Genomic DNA, 14,139 nt, shown 5'->3' with positions numbered 1-14,139 from the left:
ATCACCAGCACCAGCGATGGGTCCCAGCGGCCGGCCAGGTCCAGGAACGCGAGCACCTTGGTGGGCTGGGCCATGCCGGAGATCAGCAAGCCCCAGCCGAAGACCAGGCCGGCGAGCAGCGCAGTGAAAACGACAACCATGGTGAGTCCTAGTGTCCTGTCCCGCAAATAACTGTCATTGCGACGGGCCGCAATGGGGATGATCGTGAGTCGACGAGCCGGGCAGATACCGGGTGGTATCTGCCCGGCTTGGCGGCGCTGCGAGCGCCCCATTTCGGCCCGCCCTTCGGGTTCGACCAGATGGCGCGCTCGCGCGCCCGGCCATCAGGGCAGATACGCTGGGTATCTGCCCAGCCGTCCRAACGCACGATCATCACCATCTGGTCGAATCTCAATGGCAGCTATTTGTGGGACAGGACACTATGCGCCGAGCAGATGGCGGATGACGAAGACCGTCGCGAAGCCGACGGCCATGAAGGTCAGCGTGGCGACGAGCGACCGCGGCGACAGCCGCGACAGGCCGCACACGCCGTGGCCGCTGGTGCAGCCCGAGCCGTAGCGGGTGCCGATGCCGACCAGGAAGCCCGCCACGGCCAGCGTGCCGAAGCCGGCGTCGATGTGGCTGTTGGCCGGCCCGAGGAACAGCTGGTACAGCAACGGCGCGGYGACGAGCCCACCCACGAAAGCCACGCGCCAGCCGATGTCGCCCCGGCGGGGCATGAGCAGGCCACCCAGCACGCCGCTGATGCCGGCGATGCTGCCGTTCAGCAAGACGAACATCGCCACCGCGATGCCGATCAGCACCCCACCGGTCAAGGCGGGCCAGGGCGTGAAGGCGTTCCAGTCGATGGTCATCGGGGCAAGCGCAGAAAACGACAGGTGCCGATCATGCCCGACGAGACTGGGCGTTGCTCGCCCTGCGGTCGATCGCCGACGCCGCTACACCGGCTACGCCGCGACGCGGTCGACCCGGCACGAGAAGCAGCCCCGCTTCGCGTTGTGAAGGTGCAGGTACGCCACCTGCGCGTTGCCGAACAGGCGTTCGATCTCTGCCCGGAGTTGGGCGCCTTCGCAGACGCCGGCATCGACGATCTGGTGGCTGGCGTCGTAGGCCCGGACCGACATCCACCGCGTGGTCACGTAGTCGGTCAGCTCGTTGACAGGCAGTTGGCCGCGTTGGGAGCCGCGCCGCACGAAGATCGGCCCCGACGCCCGGTACGGCGAGTGTGCCGGCTGGTGTTCGAACGGCAGCAGCAAGAGTTCGTCGCCGACCTGCGCATCTTCCAGGCTGATGCGGCAGGGGAAGCCAGGGTGTTCGGTGGCGTGGCATCGCTGCATGCCTTGTTGCGCCAACTGGTCGTCGGTCAGGGCAAACAGCGGCTCGAACGCGCTCGGGTCGAGGCCGGTGAGTTGAAAAGCGGTCATGGCGGTGCACCTCGGGGTCATCAAAGATGGCCGCATGGTGCCCGCGGGCCGCCCCGATGGCTCGCCGGATTCGGACGTGGATATTGCCGGTGCCCAACCGCCTCGCGCCGGCGCATCAAGCAGCTCAGCTGAGACCTTGCGCGGCCCAGAATTCGTCGGATGGAAACTCGTCGAACTGCGGCAGCGGGCCGGTGATCTCGAACCACGGCGCCTTCGACGCGGTGTGGAAGTGAACGATCGGCCGCAGCTGCGGGTCGTCGTCCAGCCCACCAGCGGGGATGATGGCGTGCAGTCCGCCGTCCTCGTCTTCGAGCACCGGCACGTTGGAGCCGCAGACCGAGCAGAAGGCGCGCAGATTGCCGGGTGACGAGGCGTACGTCGTCACCAATGCCTGCCCCGCCGTCCAATGAAAGCCTGCGCCGTCGGCATGCAGGAAGCTGCCGAAGGCGGCGCCGTGCACCTTGCGGCACATCGAGCAGTGGCAGTGGTTGATGAACTGTGGCGCACCGTCAAGCTGGTAGCGCACCTGGCCGCACAGRCAAGAACCACGGATCATCGTCAGCCCCTTCGTTGTTCGACCAGTTCACGCATCGGCGCCGGCAGGAAGCTGCGCAGCGCCTGGCCAATGGCGGTTTCGTGGCGCTGCCAGTAGATGCCGATCGCCACGACGGCCAGGCCGATCGCCGTCAACGCCAGCGGGAACATCAGGCTGTCCTTGAAGACCGAGTACGACAAGTGGCCCAGGTAGCCGGCGAGCCCCAGGCCACCGAAGACCGCGAAGACCCGGCGCGAGAGCGCGGCGCCGACCGCGATCATCAGCAGGTTGATCGCGCAGTAAATGAGCTTGCCGAACTCGCTGCCCGAATCCATGCTGCTCAAGGCGCCCCAGAAGGTCAGCACACCGAAGATGTAGAGCCAGAACGCGAAGTCCTTGGTGTGGCGCGAGCGCAGGTCGACCCAGAACGCCAGCAGCGTCATCGCCAGGCCGAACCACAGCGAGACCAGCTTGCCGAGGTCGGAGAAGAAGCCGTGGTTGTCGCCGCCCAGCAGCAAGGGCGTCAGGTCCATGCTCATGTACCAGAGCGTCACCGCCACCGGCAGCACCAGGAAGGGCAGGCGATAACGCCACAACGCGACGGCACCGGCGGCCAGCGTCGCGAACTCCATCACCAGCCAGCGCCAGTCGATGTAGTAGTGGAAGTCGCGGTAGGCCGTGTGCCGCCCATCGCCGTCGGACCACAGGYCGATCGCATGTTGGGCGCCATAGACCGCCAACGGCACCATCACGACGGCCAACACCGCCGTCAGACCGGCCGGCATCATCAGCTGCTTGCGGCCGAACAGGTACTCGGTCAGCAGCAGCGCCGCGGTGCCGTAGACCAGTGAGATCAGCAGCAGGCCGGTGCCACCGAACTGCTCCCAGCCGATGGTCATGAACAGCGTCATCGCGCCGATCGCGATCAGGCCGCCCAGGTAGTACAGGATGTGGGCGGCCCTGAAGCTGGGTGTGTCGTGCTGTTGCTCGCGTTCGTGCTCGGCCAGGAAGGCCCAGAGTGCCTGGCTTTGCTCGGTGCTCAGCAGGCCACGCCGGGCAGYCTCGTCGAGCAGGGCGGGTGTGATCTGCATGGTCATCCCTTTGTTGTGTCTTGCGGACGGGTCGACCAACCCGGCCGCTTGCCCAGGTCGCACCACATGTGGACCTTGGCGACAAAGCCCGCACCCAGTCGCACCGCGTAAGGCTCGGTGCCGAAGGGCACGAAGCCGCAGGCGGCGTACAGCGACTGCGCGGCCGCGTTGCCGGCGGTCACCGTCAGCTGCACCAGCAGCGTCTCAGGCCGCTGCCGCGCCTCGGCCAGCACCGCGTGCACCAGCTGCCGGCCCAGCCCGCGTTGGCGGTGCTGCTGCGGCACGTACATGCCGAACAGCGTGGCCTTGTGGCGCGATCGTTCACGGGTTTCGAAGGACAAGCCGGCGACACCGGCCAGATCGCTGCCGACCCAGGCGCCCAGCACCATCTCGTGCGCATCGGCGCCGGGCTGCAACCGCTGATGCCACCAGCTGATGGGCAACGGGCCGCGCTCGGCCACGCTGGCAGTGAAGGCCTCCGGGTGCAGGGCATAGCCTTGCAACATCAGCGTGCGGTAGGTCTCGGCGTCTGTCGGGGTCAGTCTCGTGATCGTCATCAGGGCGCCATCATGCCAACACTGCCGACGGCGTTGGCGTGCGTCATCGCGCGGGCCGCAGGCACACCATCAGCAAGGCTCGGCCGTCGGGTGTATCGACCTCGCCTTGCGGCTCGAAGCCGGCGCGGCGGTAGCTGCGGATGGCTCGCTCGTTGTCCGGTGATGGGTCGGTCTGCACCTTCGTCACCGCCGGGTCCTCGAACAGTTGGTTGACGAAGGCCCGCACCATCGCGCTGCCCAGGCCCTGGCCGAGCTGATCGGCGTGGGCCAGGAACTGGTCGATGCCGCGTGCGCCGGGGTCGGTCTCGTCTTCCCACCAACCTTCGTCCGAGCCCATCACCGCGTAGCTCTGGATGAAGCCGATCGGCTCGCCGTCGCACAGTGCGATGTAGCCGCGGGTGCTGGCCCGCTCGTGCGTCTCGAGCAGGAAGTCTTCGGCCAGATCGGCCAGCGTCGACGGTTCGCCCCACCACTGCCGCACATGCGGGCGCGCCAGCCACCCTTGCAGCAGCGGCAGGTCGTCGGCTTGCAGCGGCTTGAAGCTCAGTCGGGCCCCGGTGTCACCGGTCATGCGGGCGCTGTCTCTGTGCGCCGCGCCAGCAGGCGGCGATGAAACGCCAGTTCATGGTGCAGCGTGTCGCGCGCGGTGTGGTCGCGTACCTGTGGCGTGTTGGCCAGCTTGGCTGCAGCCTCGGCCACCGGGCAGCTGGCAAAGCCCAGCCGCTGCCAATAGCCCCCGGCACCGGTGCTGAAGAGGTAGAGCTCGGTCAGGCCCATGCTCAGCGCGTCCGAGGCGAGCCGGTGGTACAGCGCCTGTCCGAGGGCGCGCGAGCGGTGGCTGGGCCGCACGAACGCCAGTCGCAACAGGCCGGCCGTGCCCTGCCATTCGAGACCGATGGTGCCGACGATCTGGTCGCTGTCGTAAGCGGCCCAGTAGCGGAATGGCGCCTGCGCAAAGTCGGCGGGCAACCGGCCTTGCTTGCGCAGAAAAGCCCTGGCGTCGTCGAGGCGCTCGTCGCGCAGTTCGGTGATGTGCATTCGCAGGACTCCAGCGGCGGCGTCGGTCAAGCGTTCTTGAGTGGGGTCTCGGCCGTCAGCTCGACCTTGACAGACCGACTCAGGGGTTAGCGGGGTTGAACAGACCGGCGCGGATGCTAGACGCTGGTGCCTGCGCTGGCAACGCGCCGCGGTCGAGAGCCTGCTAGCTTAGGGGTTCAACCGCCTTGATTGAAGGCTTCGCAGGGGTCGGGCCGGGGTTCGCGCGCGGTCCGCTGCAGTTGGTCGTAAGCACCCACCGACGCTTCGTCTCCCTCCTCGACCAGCGCGACCGCGACGATGGCCGAGTCCGGCACGCCGGCGGCGCGCAGGTAGTGCGGCACGCCGCGGTCACGCCGCACATGGCCATTGCCGGCGATCAGCACGACGCGGCTGCCGGCCGGCGCGGTCAACATCGCCTGGGCCATGCTGGCCTCGCGTGCCCGCTGCGCCAGTGCCATTGGCGCGATCTGCGCTGCCGGTAGGGCGCCGCAGTGACCCTGCGCGATGTCGGCTTCGGTGTCGCGCTGCTGCTCGGCGGTCCAGCCGGGCGCGTCGAGCAGCGGGCGCAGATTGGTTGGTATGGCAGTAGGGCCTTCGCGCACGACGGCGCGGATGTTGTCGCGCGGCAGGTTACCGCCGGCCAGCTCGGCGTGGCCTGCCAGGGCCGCGTCGAAGAGCGGCTGGTGCAGCGGCCAGCGCCAAGCCTTGGCGTCCAGCCCGCCGGCGCGGGCAATGGCGTTGCTGTCGGTGGGCGTGGCACTGCGGGCCTCGCGCAAGGCAGCGTCGCGCGTCGCATCCAGCTGCTCGAAGACGACGCGGGTTGGCCGGCTGTCGGCCAGCAGCACTTGCAGCCACTGGGCGCGCAAGGCATGGTGGTGCGGGTTGTCGTGCACTTCGCCCAGCAATACGAAGCGGGCGTCGGCCACGCCGGGCGGCAGTGTCGGCGGTGCGTGTACGCAACCGGCCAAGGTCCATGCGGTGAGGCCGGTCAGCAGCCAGCGGGTGAGGGTGTGGGTCATGCGGGTTGGCGGGCGATCGTCGGGCGGGTGGCGCTGCGGCGCGGCGCCACCGCAATACTGCCATCGGGCAGCGGCACGCCGTGCAGGCCGACGCCGTACAGCCGCTCCAGCGCTGGCAGCGCGGCGAGGCTGGCCGGCAAGGTGCTGTCGATCAGGCGGCGATCACGCACGAGCCACAATCGGTCGAACGACGACAAGGCTTGGCCCAGGTCGTGCAGCACCGCGACCAGCGCGTGACCCCGCGCGCGGGCATGCGCCTGCAGCGTGTCCATCAGCTCCAGCTGCAGAGCCGGGTCCAGCGCGGCCAGCGGTTCGTCGACCAGCAGCAGGCCATGGTTGACGTCCCACAGCTGGGCCAGCACGCGCGCCAGTTGCACGCGGGCTTGCTCACCGCCCGACAGGCTGTCGAAGCGGCGCGCGTGCAAGTGGCGCGCGCAGGCTGCACGCAGCGCATCGCGCACGATCTGCGGCCGTGCCGGATCGGGCTCACGCGCCAGGCGGCCGAGGCCGACCACCAGCGCCACCGGCAGCCCGAACGCCACCACGTGCGACTGCGGCAGCACGGCGCGGCGCTCGGCCAGCGCGGCCCGCGACCAGGCGGCGAGAGGCCGGCCGTCGAGCAGCACCTGGCCGGCGCCGGGCGAAAGCTCGCCGGCCATCAGACGCAGCAACGTCGACTTGCCAGCGCCACTGGGCCCGAGCACGGCGATGCGTTCACCCGCCTGCAACTCGGCATCGAACGGCCCGAAGCGACGTGTGCCCTGGCTTGGCGCGGCCCGCTGCAGCATGAACAAGGGTTGGGTGGTGCTTGAAGGTGATGTCATGTCGTGCCACTGCGAGCGGCGCCGCGCAGCATGGCGAGGAACAGCGGTGCGCCGAGCAGCGCGGTGAAGATGCCGACCGGGATCTCGGCTGGCAGTGCGATGGTGCGCGCCACCGTGTCGGCTGCCAGCAGCAGTGCGCCGCCCAGGCCGGCAGACAGCGGCAACAAGCGGCGTTGGTCCGAGCCCACCAGCGTGCGCGCCAGGTGCGGCGCCATCAAGCCGATGAAGCCGATCACGCCACACCAGGCGACCGACAGGCCGCACAACAGCGCCACCAGCGAGATCACTCGTGTGCGCAGCCGCGCCACGTCAAGCCCCACATGGCCAGCCACCGCGTCGCCGAGTGCCAATGCGTTCAGTCCGTCGGCCAGGCGCAGGCTGATGGGCAGCGCGAGTGCCAACACCGTGCCCAGCACGGCCACCACGCCCCAGTGGCCACCGGCCAGCGAGCCGAGGGTCCAGAAGCTCAGGCTGCGCAGTTGCTCGTCGGTGGCGAGGTAGGTGCACAGGCCCACGACCGCCATCGTCAGCGCGTTCAGCGCCAGGCCGGTCAGCAGCAGGCCGGCGACCGAGCCGGGCGTGAGCCAGCGCGCCAGCCGGTCCAGCCCGAAGCAGACGACCAGGCCGCCGGTCAGTGCGGCAGCCGGCAACACCCAGGGCCGCCAGGTCTCGGGCAGCGGCGTGTGGGCGCCGGCAAACAACGTCAGCACCAGCGCCGCGGCGCAGGCCCCGCCACCGGTGATGCCCAGCAGCCCGGGGTCGGCCATCGGGTTGCGGAACAAGCCCTGCGCCAGTGTGCCGGCCAGGCCCAACCCGGCACCGACACCCAGCGCCAGCAAGGCGCGCGGCACGCGCAGCTGCCACAGCACCTGCGCACCGCCGGACATGGTCTCGACACGCCAGGGCGCCCACCAGTCCGCGACGCTGATCGGCACCGCGCCGAGCAGCACGGCGGCGGCGAGCAGGGTCAACATCAACCCGAGCACCGCGGTGCCCGCGCCGATCGGCCAGTCGCCCTCGCGCGGAAGGCGAGCCCGCAAGCCCAGCGGCGTCATCGGGACGAACCGCTGCGCACCGCGTCGGCCAGTGCCAGCACCGCCGAGGGCAAGCGTGGGCCGAAGCCGAGCAGCCAGAGCGCGTCCAGGCTGACGACGCGGCGCGCGCGGCCCGCTGGCGTGGCGGCCAGGCCCGGCGCGCGCAGCAGGCCCTCGACGCCACCGGCGGCCTCCAGTCCTTGATCGGTGACCAGCAGCACATCAGGCGCGGCGGCGATCATGGCCTCCGGGTTCAACGGCTTGTAGCCATCGAAGCCGGTCAGCGCGTTGGTCGCGCCAGCCAGCCGCAGCATCGCGTCGGCCGCAGTGCGTTGGCCGGCGACACGGACCTGGCTCATCGAATGAGCCAGGATGAACAGCACCCGCGGCGGCGGGCCTTGGAACGACGCGACTTTGTCGGCAGCCGCTTGCGCGTCGCGCTGCAACTGCGTGACCAGCACGCGGCCCGCGTCTTCGCGGCCGAGCAGCGTGGCGAGTTTTTGCGTGCGTTCGGCGACGCCGGCCACGCTGTGGTCTGCGGCCAGCACCTGAACCGGCACCTTGGCCGCTTCGAGCTGGCGCAGCACCGCCGGCGGACCGGCCTCGTCGCCCGCGACCACCAGCGTCGGTGCAAGCGACAACACACCCTCGGCCGACAACGAACGTGCGTAGCCGACGTTGGGCAGTACGCGAGCCGCGGCGGGGTACAGCGAGGTCGTGTCGACGCCGACCAACAAGCCCTGCGCGCCGAGCGCGTAGATCGTTTCGGTGACCGCACCACCGACGCTGATGACACGCGTCGCCGGTGCGGCGGCCCGGGCCCACGGCGCTGCGAGTGTCAGCCCCATCCCTTGCACCAGATGACGGCGCTTCATCATGGCGTGCACCGTGCGGTGGCGTCGTCCGCCAGGCTTGCCAGCAGCTCGCGCCATTCGCAGCGTTCGGCCTGGCCGGGCTTGCGTTCGCCGAAGAACATCGCGATCGTGCCGCCGGCCGCGTCGAACAGCTCCAGCGAGCTGACCAGCCCGTCGACTGTCGGCTTGCGCACCAGCCAGGCGCTGGCGATCTGGTCTTCGCGCAGATGCAGATTGAAGCCCGGGTCCAGCACATTGAGCCAAGGCCCCATCAGCTCGACACGACGCACCGGGCCGCTGTGGATCTGGATCATGCCGAGGTTGCCGACGAAGACCATGATCGGCAGGCCTTGCTGCGCGGCGCGCAGCAACAGTTCTTGCGCCACGCCGGGCTCTACGGCCTGTGTGAACTCGGGCGATGCCAGGCGCAGCGCCTGGGTGCGCGTCACGCCATGGCGGCGCAGCAGGCTGAAGAACTCGTGCGTGTCGCGCAGCGCGGCCCAGGCGGCCTGGAAGGCCACGGCGTCGACCTCGTCATCGGGCGTTTCGGGCTTGGGCGCCGATTCGGGCTTCGCCACGATGCCGGGCTCGGTGGCGTCGGCATCGGCGAACTGCTCGACCAACCGGTCGTAGGCGACCCGCTTGTCCAGATCGCGCAAGAAGACCTTGTGGATGGCCGTGCCGTGCGCATCGAAAAACTGCAGGCTGCACTGCAGCCCGCGCGGCGTGTGCTCTTGCACTGCGAAGCCGTGGGCCCACTGGGCGTAGAACACGCGCAGGTCGATGGCATCGCCGAGCACCAGGCCGACCTGGCCGTCGACGCTAGCGCCGCGGTAAGTGCCGACCTTCTCGTGCACGCAAGAGGCGTTGCGCGTCAGCGCGGTCACGTCGCCCAGGCTTTCGAGCATCTGCACGATCGTGGGCCATTCGGCGCGCAGGCGTCGCGCACGCAGCGGCGATTCGTCGAGGTCGAAAGCCGTCGCGTGGGCGGCGATCAGTTCACCTTCCGAGACACTCAGGGCGTCGGCGATGTCGCGGTGGCGTCGTGCGGGCGGTTGACGCCCTACGGAGAAGGCGCGGCGCAAGCGGGAATGGGCATCGGCTGTCGCGTTGCCGATCGGTTCAAGCAGGGCATTCATGGGCGGGATCCTTTCGGCAAGTCGGTCAGAAATCGGCACGCAGCGCGAGTTGCACGCTGCGGCCGGGGGCGGTGAACGCCGGCAGCGCAGCATTGGGCCGGCCGCTGCCGTCGACTGCCGACATGCCGCGTACATCGGACCAGCGCCAGTAGGTTTCGTCGAAGACGTTCAGCAGCGCGCCGCGCAGTGACCAGGTCTTGTTCAATTGCCAGGTGGCAAACAGGTCGACGACGTCGGCGTCCGGCGGCAGGAACTGGCTGGGGCTGGACACGTCCTTCGCGGCCTTGCCATCGATGTGCTGCCACTGTGCGCTGACGTTCCAGTCGGCCGCGTCATAGCGCAGTGCCAGGCGCGCGCGCAGTGGGTTCACCGTGTCCAGCGGCGTGCGTTCGCCATCGACCTCGCTTTCGCCTTGCGTGCGGGCCAACGCGAACTGGCCGGTCCAGCCGCCGGGAGCTGTCCATTCCAGCCGCAGTTCGCCGCCGCGGATGCGCGCGCTGGCAAGGTTGACGTACTGGAACACGGCAGGGTCATTCGGCGTGAAGCTGCCGCCGACCATCTGCTGGCTGATGAAGTCGCGGTAGCGGTTGTCGAACAACGCGACCTGCCAGCGCAGCGCGTCGAGCTGGCCGCGGGCGCCGATCTCGATGCTGCGGGCGTGCTCGGGCTTCAGGTTCGGGTTGCCGATCGAGGTGTAGCCCGCGGCGATGTTGGAGAAGCCGTTGTTGACCTGATCTGGTTGTGGCGCGCGGAAGCCCAGCGCCCATTGCGCATACGGCGCGAAGTTGGGCGTCACGCGCCAGATCGCGCCGAGACGCGGTGTGACTGCCTGATCGCCCAGCGACACCGCTTCGCCGCTGAAGCCCGACGACGAGGTCGGCACCAGGCTGAACTTGTCGAAGCGCAGCGCCGGGATCACGCTGAGGCGGTCGCTGTCGATCTCGCTTTGCACGAAGGCACCGGCCGTGCGGTAGCGCGTGTCCGGGAAAGGCTTGCTCGGGAAGGTTTCGCCGACCGGCGGCACGGTGCCGTCGCGCTCGCCGTCGATATTCGACTGCGCGATATCGAGCCCGAAGCTCAGGCGCTGCGGCAAGCTGCCGCGCAGCAGCGCAACGCCTTGGGTCGACAAGCCTGCGCTGCGCTCTTCGTAGCGGTTGTCACGCGTGCGGTCGGGCGAGAAGAAGCGGTCTTCGGCGTGGAACTGCGTGACCTCGGCGTGCTGCGCGTGCAACTGGGCGCGCCACTCGGTCAGGAACGGCGCCTGGGTGTCGACATAGCGGTGCGACAGGCTCAGGCGCTGGCGTTTCACCTCGTCATCGGCGATAAGGCTGACCGTCTGGTTCGCAAACGGGTTTGCCTGCGACGGCGGCTCAGGGTTCTCGGCCACGGCCGACAGCACGTCGGTGTGCTGCTTGCGCTGGCGGGCGTCGAGCGTGGCTTCGAGGCTGTGCTGTGCGTTCAACTGGAAGGTCAGCGAACCGAGCAGGCTGGTGGCCTGGTGGTCCAGCGGGTTGGGTGCCGTGCGGTCACTGAAGCGGCTGTCGTTGTCKCCCTGGTTGTCGGTCTCGTGGCCACGGCGGTGGTTGAGCAGCAGCAGGCCTTGCAGTTGGTCGCCACCCAGCGCGATGGCGGCAGTGGTGGTGACCGATCGGTCGACGCTGCTGGCACCCAGCTTGGCGAAGCCGGCGTGGGTCTTGCCGCCGGTCAGCAGATCGGCCGCACGCAGCGTGCGCAACGACAGCGCACCGGCGAGGCCGTCGCTGCCGTACTGCGACGAGCTGGGGCCACGCAGCACCTCGGCCGATGCGAGCGTGTCGACGTCGACGAAGTCGAGCCGGCCGGTGGCAAAGGGCCCGAAGCTGAACGCGCTGGGCAGGCGCATGCCGTCGACCAGCAGCAGCACCTGGTTGCCTTCGAGGCCGCGGATGTTCAAGCCCTCGTTGCCGGGCCGGCCGGTCGATGAGCTGGCACTGATGCGCGGTTGCGCCGCGCGCACCGACAGGTCGACCTCGTCGTCGAGCAGGTCCTTCAAGTCGCGTGCGCCGCGCTGTTCGATCGATTCACGGTCGTGGGCGGTGACGGTGGCCGGCACCTCGTCGAGCGCGCGCTCGGTGCGGGTGGCGGTGACGCTGACACGGGGCAACGGTGGCTGCTCGCGCGGGGCGTCAGAGGTGGGCTCGGCGTGGGCCGGGTAGGCCAGGGCGAGGCCGAGGGCCAGCAGGCTGAAGGCGGGCAGGGGCATGGCGCCTTCGCGGCGCAGGCAAAACGACAACATGGAACGTCGGGCTCGTCACAAAAAGTGCACGGGCTGGCGACGAGGCTGGCGTTGTGCTGAACCGGGGCAGTGGCCCCCGGGGGTTTGGAAAGAGAAGGCTCAGCCGGGCTGGCAGAGCAGCGCGGCCGGCGCGGTTGAAGGTTGGGGCGCGGGGCGGTCTGGCAGCACCAGTTCGCGCATCAAGCTGGCCAGCGTGGCGCGCGGGATCACGCGGCGCCAGTGGTACTGCGGGTGGGTGCAGCCGAGCATCGCTTCGCCGCCACGCGCGAGGCCCGCGCGAAACTCCGGGTCGAGCTGAAAGCGCAGGAAGTGCACGCCGCTCGGGCGGTCGAGGTGGCGGCACGGCAGGTCGTCGTTGACCGAGGCCATGATGCGGGCCTGGCCACGCAGCTCGACATAGACCGCCGGCACGGCCTCGTTCAGCAGCGGCATCAGGTGCTCGCGCTCGGCCGCGTCGGGCAGCTCGATCATCAATGTCGCCTTCCACTGCGTGCCGTTGGGCACCAGGTGGGCGTAGGTCGCGATCTCGTCACGCACGGCATCCTCGTCGTCGGCGCTGCGGTCGACCCACAGCACCTCCTGGATGTGGTGGCGCACGGTCAGCTCGTCTTCGAACTGCAGCCGCAGGTGCGGACCGAGCGCGAGCGAGCGTTGGCGACGGTGCGCGATCAGGCGCTGGCGGTGTTCGTGGCGGTGCAGGCTGTAGGCCTGCAAGGTCATCAGGTCGGCGGCGTCGATCATGGCTGCACCTCGTCGGTGGGGTGCAGCACGGGCGTCAGGTCGGCCAGCGCGCGGCGCAGGCTCGCGCTGCTGGGGTTTTCGACGAACACGCAGCGTTTGCCGGTGCGTTTGCAATGGTCCTTCACGCGCCAGTAGGCGTTGTGGCTGATGCAGCCGGTCTGGCAGATCACCAGGTCGGCCGCGGCCAGCGTGGTGGCCAGCCGCCCTGCGTTGTCTTCTTCGCCGCCGTCGTGGTGCAGGAAGCGCCCGCCGACGCCTTCGACCAGCCGGCGGTAGACCGATAGGCTGGCGGCGCGGCCGCCGACGCAGAGCACCGAGCGGTCGATCAACGCCGGCCCGGCCTCGGTGGCGCTGACATCTGGCGTTAGCGTTGCCGTGGCTCGCAAGTCGACCTGCGTCGCGTGCAAGGTGGCCAAGGCTTCGCTCGCCCGATGGCGTTCACGCTCCAGCTCGTGGCGGGCTTTCAGCAGTGCCCGCTCCAGGTCCTGGATGCGCTCGATCTGTTGCGCGACCTGGCGCGTCAGCTCGTCGCGGCTGCGCAGGGCCGGCACGGCGGTTTCGAGCGCCTGCAGGTCTTCTTGCAAGGTGGCGATCACCGTGTCGCGGCCTACCAGCTCGGCGCGGGTGCGCACCAGTGCGGCGTTTTGCGCGTCGAGCTTGCGGGCGTGGTCCGCGGCCTGCTGCACGCAGCGTTGCTGGGCGGCACCCAGCTCACGTGCGAGCACCTCGTTCTCCGACAGCAGCGCGTTCAGCTTGGTCAGGTCGGCGCGGTCGGCGGCGCCGTTCTGGTGCTGGAGCATGTGGATGTCGGCCAGCACCGTTTCTTCCAGCATGGTGTCGCAGCGCGGATGGGTCAGCGTTGCCCACAACGCGCCGGGGACGTCGCGGCCCATGGTCTGACCGGTCCACCAGGCGGCGAGCGTCTCGGTGGTCTTCAGGGGGCGCGTGGCGCGCAGTGCGGCGGCGTAGCGGTGGTCGAGCTCTTTCTGCAGCGCTTCGGCGATCGCGCCGCGTTGCTGGCACTCGGTGTTGACGCCGCAGTGCAGCTCGTAGTCGCTGGCCACGGCCTTGCCGCCCAGCACCTTGTCGATCAGGCGACGCACCGCGGCAATCGGCAGGCACACGCCGACGACCGGGCAATGGGCATGGCGGCTCAATTCCCACAAGCGCCGGCGGCGTGAGCCGTGGGCTTCGGGCGGCAGGTTCAGGGTGGGGACACGGCAGCCGCAGGCTGCGGCCAGATCAACCGGCACGGCATCCGCCGCGGTTGTGGTGGGCATGCGCTGGCCTTTCGGTCAAGAGGCATGCACGGGGCTGGCGGGGCGCTGGCTGGTGCGTGGGGGAGAGGGGACGGCGCCTTCAGGCGCGAGGGACTACTTGGTGAGGATCAGCTTGCCGGTCCCCGTGCGGCGCAGGCGGTAGACCTGGTCGCCGTGGGTGATCAGCGCTTCATCGCTGCCGGCGAGCAGTTCCTCGCTGCGCCATTGGGGGCCAGTGGGCACGGGCAGCTGAACGCTGGCCGGCACCGGATGGGTTGGCGTGCCCGGAGGAGTGGGCGGGAGGGAAGTAATCATCCATTCATCGTAATACGAGCGATTCGCATTTGCG

At 69.5% G+C, this 14,139-nt stretch carries 17 protein-coding genes; all 17 read right to left on the bottom strand.

All coding sequences use genetic code 11. From position 1 onward, the window contains the following. Positions 1-140, bottom strand: a 140-nt coding sequence (locus AC1DYI_RS04295) for a DUF6691 family protein (protein ID WP_477202836.1), incomplete at its 3' end; no start/stop codon positions are given. 279 nt (positions 141-419) lie between these two features. Continuing rightward, the gene (locus AC1DYI_RS04290) at positions 420-854 is read right to left on the bottom strand and encodes a YeeE/YedE family protein (RefSeq protein WP_477202834.1); all 435 of its coding nucleotides are present in this window, start codon (positions 852-854) and stop codon (positions 420-422) included. Positions 855-947: 93 nt separating this feature from the next. After that, positions 948-1,424 (bottom strand): DUF1203 domain-containing protein, encoded by a 477-nt coding sequence (locus tag AC1DYI_RS04285; RefSeq protein ID WP_477202833.1) that lies wholly within the window; start codon positions 1,422-1,424, stop codon positions 948-950. Between the two features lie 124 nt (positions 1,425-1,548). Next, on the bottom strand, positions 1,549-1,980 hold the full coding sequence (locus AC1DYI_RS04280; protein WP_477202832.1) for a GFA family protein: 432 nt from the start codon (positions 1,978-1,980) through the stop codon (positions 1,549-1,551). A 2-nt stretch (positions 1,981-1,982) separates the two neighbouring features. Next, the gene (locus AC1DYI_RS04275; RefSeq protein WP_477202831.1) at positions 1,983-3,050 is read right to left on the bottom strand and encodes a DUF2157 domain-containing protein; all 1,068 of its coding nucleotides are present in this window, start codon (positions 3,048-3,050) and stop codon (positions 1,983-1,985) included. 2 nt (positions 3,051-3,052) lie between these two features. Then, positions 3,053-3,607, bottom strand: a complete 555-nt coding sequence (locus AC1DYI_RS04270) for an N-acetyltransferase family protein (protein WP_477202830.1) — start codon at positions 3,605-3,607, stop codon at positions 3,053-3,055. A gap of 43 nt (positions 3,608-3,650) precedes the next feature. Continuing rightward, a complete protein-coding gene (locus tag AC1DYI_RS04265) occupies positions 3,651-4,178 on the bottom strand; it encodes a GNAT family N-acetyltransferase (protein ID WP_477202829.1) in 528 nt (175 codons plus the stop codon). Then, a complete protein-coding gene (locus AC1DYI_RS04260) occupies positions 4,175-4,645 on the bottom strand; it encodes a GNAT family N-acetyltransferase (protein ID WP_477202828.1) in 471 nt (156 codons plus the stop codon). Before AC1DYI_RS04260 ends, AC1DYI_RS04265 begins: the two co-directional genes overlap by 4 nt. 176 nt (positions 4,646-4,821) lie before the next feature. Then, complete coding sequence (locus AC1DYI_RS04255; RefSeq protein WP_477202827.1) at positions 4,822-5,664, bottom strand: ChaN family lipoprotein; 843 nt, start codon at positions 5,662-5,664, stop codon at positions 4,822-4,824. After that, on the bottom strand, positions 5,661-6,488 hold the full coding sequence (locus AC1DYI_RS04250) for an ABC transporter ATP-binding protein (protein ID WP_477202826.1): 828 nt from the start codon (positions 6,486-6,488) through the stop codon (positions 5,661-5,663). The genes AC1DYI_RS04255 and AC1DYI_RS04250 overlap by 4 nt, the downstream gene beginning before the upstream one ends. Continuing rightward, positions 6,485-7,543 carry a FecCD family ABC transporter permease gene (locus AC1DYI_RS04245; protein WP_477202825.1) on the bottom strand — a complete coding sequence of 353 codons (1,059 nt, stop codon included), beginning with the start codon at positions 7,541-7,543 and terminating at the stop codon, positions 6,485-6,487. The genes AC1DYI_RS04250 and AC1DYI_RS04245 overlap by 4 nt, the downstream gene beginning before the upstream one ends. Next, on the bottom strand, positions 7,540-8,400 hold the full coding sequence (locus tag AC1DYI_RS04240) for a heme/hemin ABC transporter substrate-binding protein (protein ID WP_477202824.1): 861 nt from the start codon (positions 8,398-8,400) through the stop codon (positions 7,540-7,542). The genes AC1DYI_RS04245 and AC1DYI_RS04240 overlap by 4 nt, the downstream gene beginning before the upstream one ends. Then, on the bottom strand, positions 8,397-9,515 hold the full coding sequence (locus AC1DYI_RS04235; protein WP_477202823.1) for a hemin-degrading factor: 1,119 nt from the start codon (positions 9,513-9,515) through the stop codon (positions 8,397-8,399). The genes AC1DYI_RS04240 and AC1DYI_RS04235 overlap by 4 nt, the downstream gene beginning before the upstream one ends. 25 nt (positions 9,516-9,540) lie before the next feature. Further along, positions 9,541-11,757, bottom strand: coding sequence for a TonB-dependent hemoglobin/transferrin/lactoferrin family receptor (locus AC1DYI_RS04230; RefSeq protein WP_477202822.1), 2,217 nt, complete (start codon positions 11,755-11,757; stop codon positions 9,541-9,543). Positions 11,758-11,889: 132 nt separating this feature from the next. Continuing rightward, positions 11,890-12,531 carry a DUF3501 family protein gene (locus AC1DYI_RS04225; RefSeq protein WP_477202821.1) on the bottom strand — a complete coding sequence of 214 codons (642 nt, stop codon included), beginning with the start codon at positions 12,529-12,531 and terminating at the stop codon, positions 11,890-11,892. Continuing rightward, positions 12,528-13,811, bottom strand: a complete 1,284-nt coding sequence (locus tag AC1DYI_RS04220; RefSeq protein WP_477202820.1) for a DUF2325 domain-containing protein — start codon at positions 13,809-13,811, stop codon at positions 12,528-12,530. The genes AC1DYI_RS04225 and AC1DYI_RS04220 overlap by 4 nt, the downstream gene beginning before the upstream one ends. 93 nt (positions 13,812-13,904) lie before the next feature. Beyond that, positions 13,905-14,105, bottom strand: coding sequence for a hemin uptake protein HemP (gene hemP / locus AC1DYI_RS04215; RefSeq protein WP_477202819.1), 201 nt, complete (start codon positions 14,103-14,105; stop codon positions 13,905-13,907). Between the last annotated feature and the right edge of the window lie 34 nt (positions 14,106-14,139).

Source organism: Ideonella sp. P3_A4 (assembly GCF_056403075.1).
The sequence above is the reverse complement of the archived record's forward strand: the minus strand, read 5'-3'. Positions and strand labels throughout refer to the sequence as shown.

Excerpts from the sequence above, each read along its gene's own strand:
- AC1DYI_RS04220 (WP_477202820.1), bottom strand. The coding sequence starts at position 13,811 with ATGCCCACCACAACCGCGGCGGATGCCGTGCCGGTTGATCTGGCCGCA.
- hemP (WP_477202819.1), bottom strand. The coding sequence starts at position 14,105 with ATGATTACTTCCCTCCCGCCCACTCCTCCGGGCACGCCAACCCATCCG.
- AC1DYI_RS04270 (WP_477202830.1), bottom strand. The coding sequence starts at position 3,607 with ATGACGATCACGAGACTGACCCCGACAGACGCCGAGACCTACCGCACG.
- AC1DYI_RS04235 (WP_477202823.1), bottom strand. The coding sequence starts at position 9,515 with ATGAATGCCCTGCTTGAACCGATCGGCAACGCGACAGCCGATGCCCAT.
- AC1DYI_RS04240 (WP_477202824.1), bottom strand. The coding sequence starts at position 8,400 with ATGATGAAGCGCCGTCATCTGGTGCAAGGGATGGGGCTGACACTCGCA.
- AC1DYI_RS04285 (WP_477202833.1), bottom strand. The coding sequence starts at position 1,424 with ATGACCGCTTTTCAACTCACCGGCCTCGACCCGAGCGCGTTCGAGCCG.
- AC1DYI_RS04255 (WP_477202827.1), bottom strand. The coding sequence starts at position 5,664 with ATGACCCACACCCTCACCCGCTGGCTGCTGACCGGCCTCACCGCATGG.
- AC1DYI_RS04245 (WP_477202825.1), bottom strand. The coding sequence starts at position 7,543 with ATGACGCCGCTGGGCTTGCGGGCTCGCCTTCCGCGCGAGGGCGACTGG.
- AC1DYI_RS04265 (WP_477202829.1), bottom strand. The coding sequence starts at position 4,178 with ATGACCGGTGACACCGGGGCCCGACTGAGCTTCAAGCCGCTGCAAGCC.
- AC1DYI_RS04250 (WP_477202826.1), bottom strand. The coding sequence starts at position 6,488 with ATGACATCACCTTCAAGCACCACCCAACCCTTGTTCATGCTGCAGCGG.
- AC1DYI_RS04260 (WP_477202828.1), bottom strand. The coding sequence starts at position 4,645 with ATGCACATCACCGAACTGCGCGACGAGCGCCTCGACGACGCCAGGGCT.
- AC1DYI_RS04225 (WP_477202821.1), bottom strand. The coding sequence starts at position 12,531 with ATGATCGACGCCGCCGACCTGATGACCTTGCAGGCCTACAGCCTGCAC.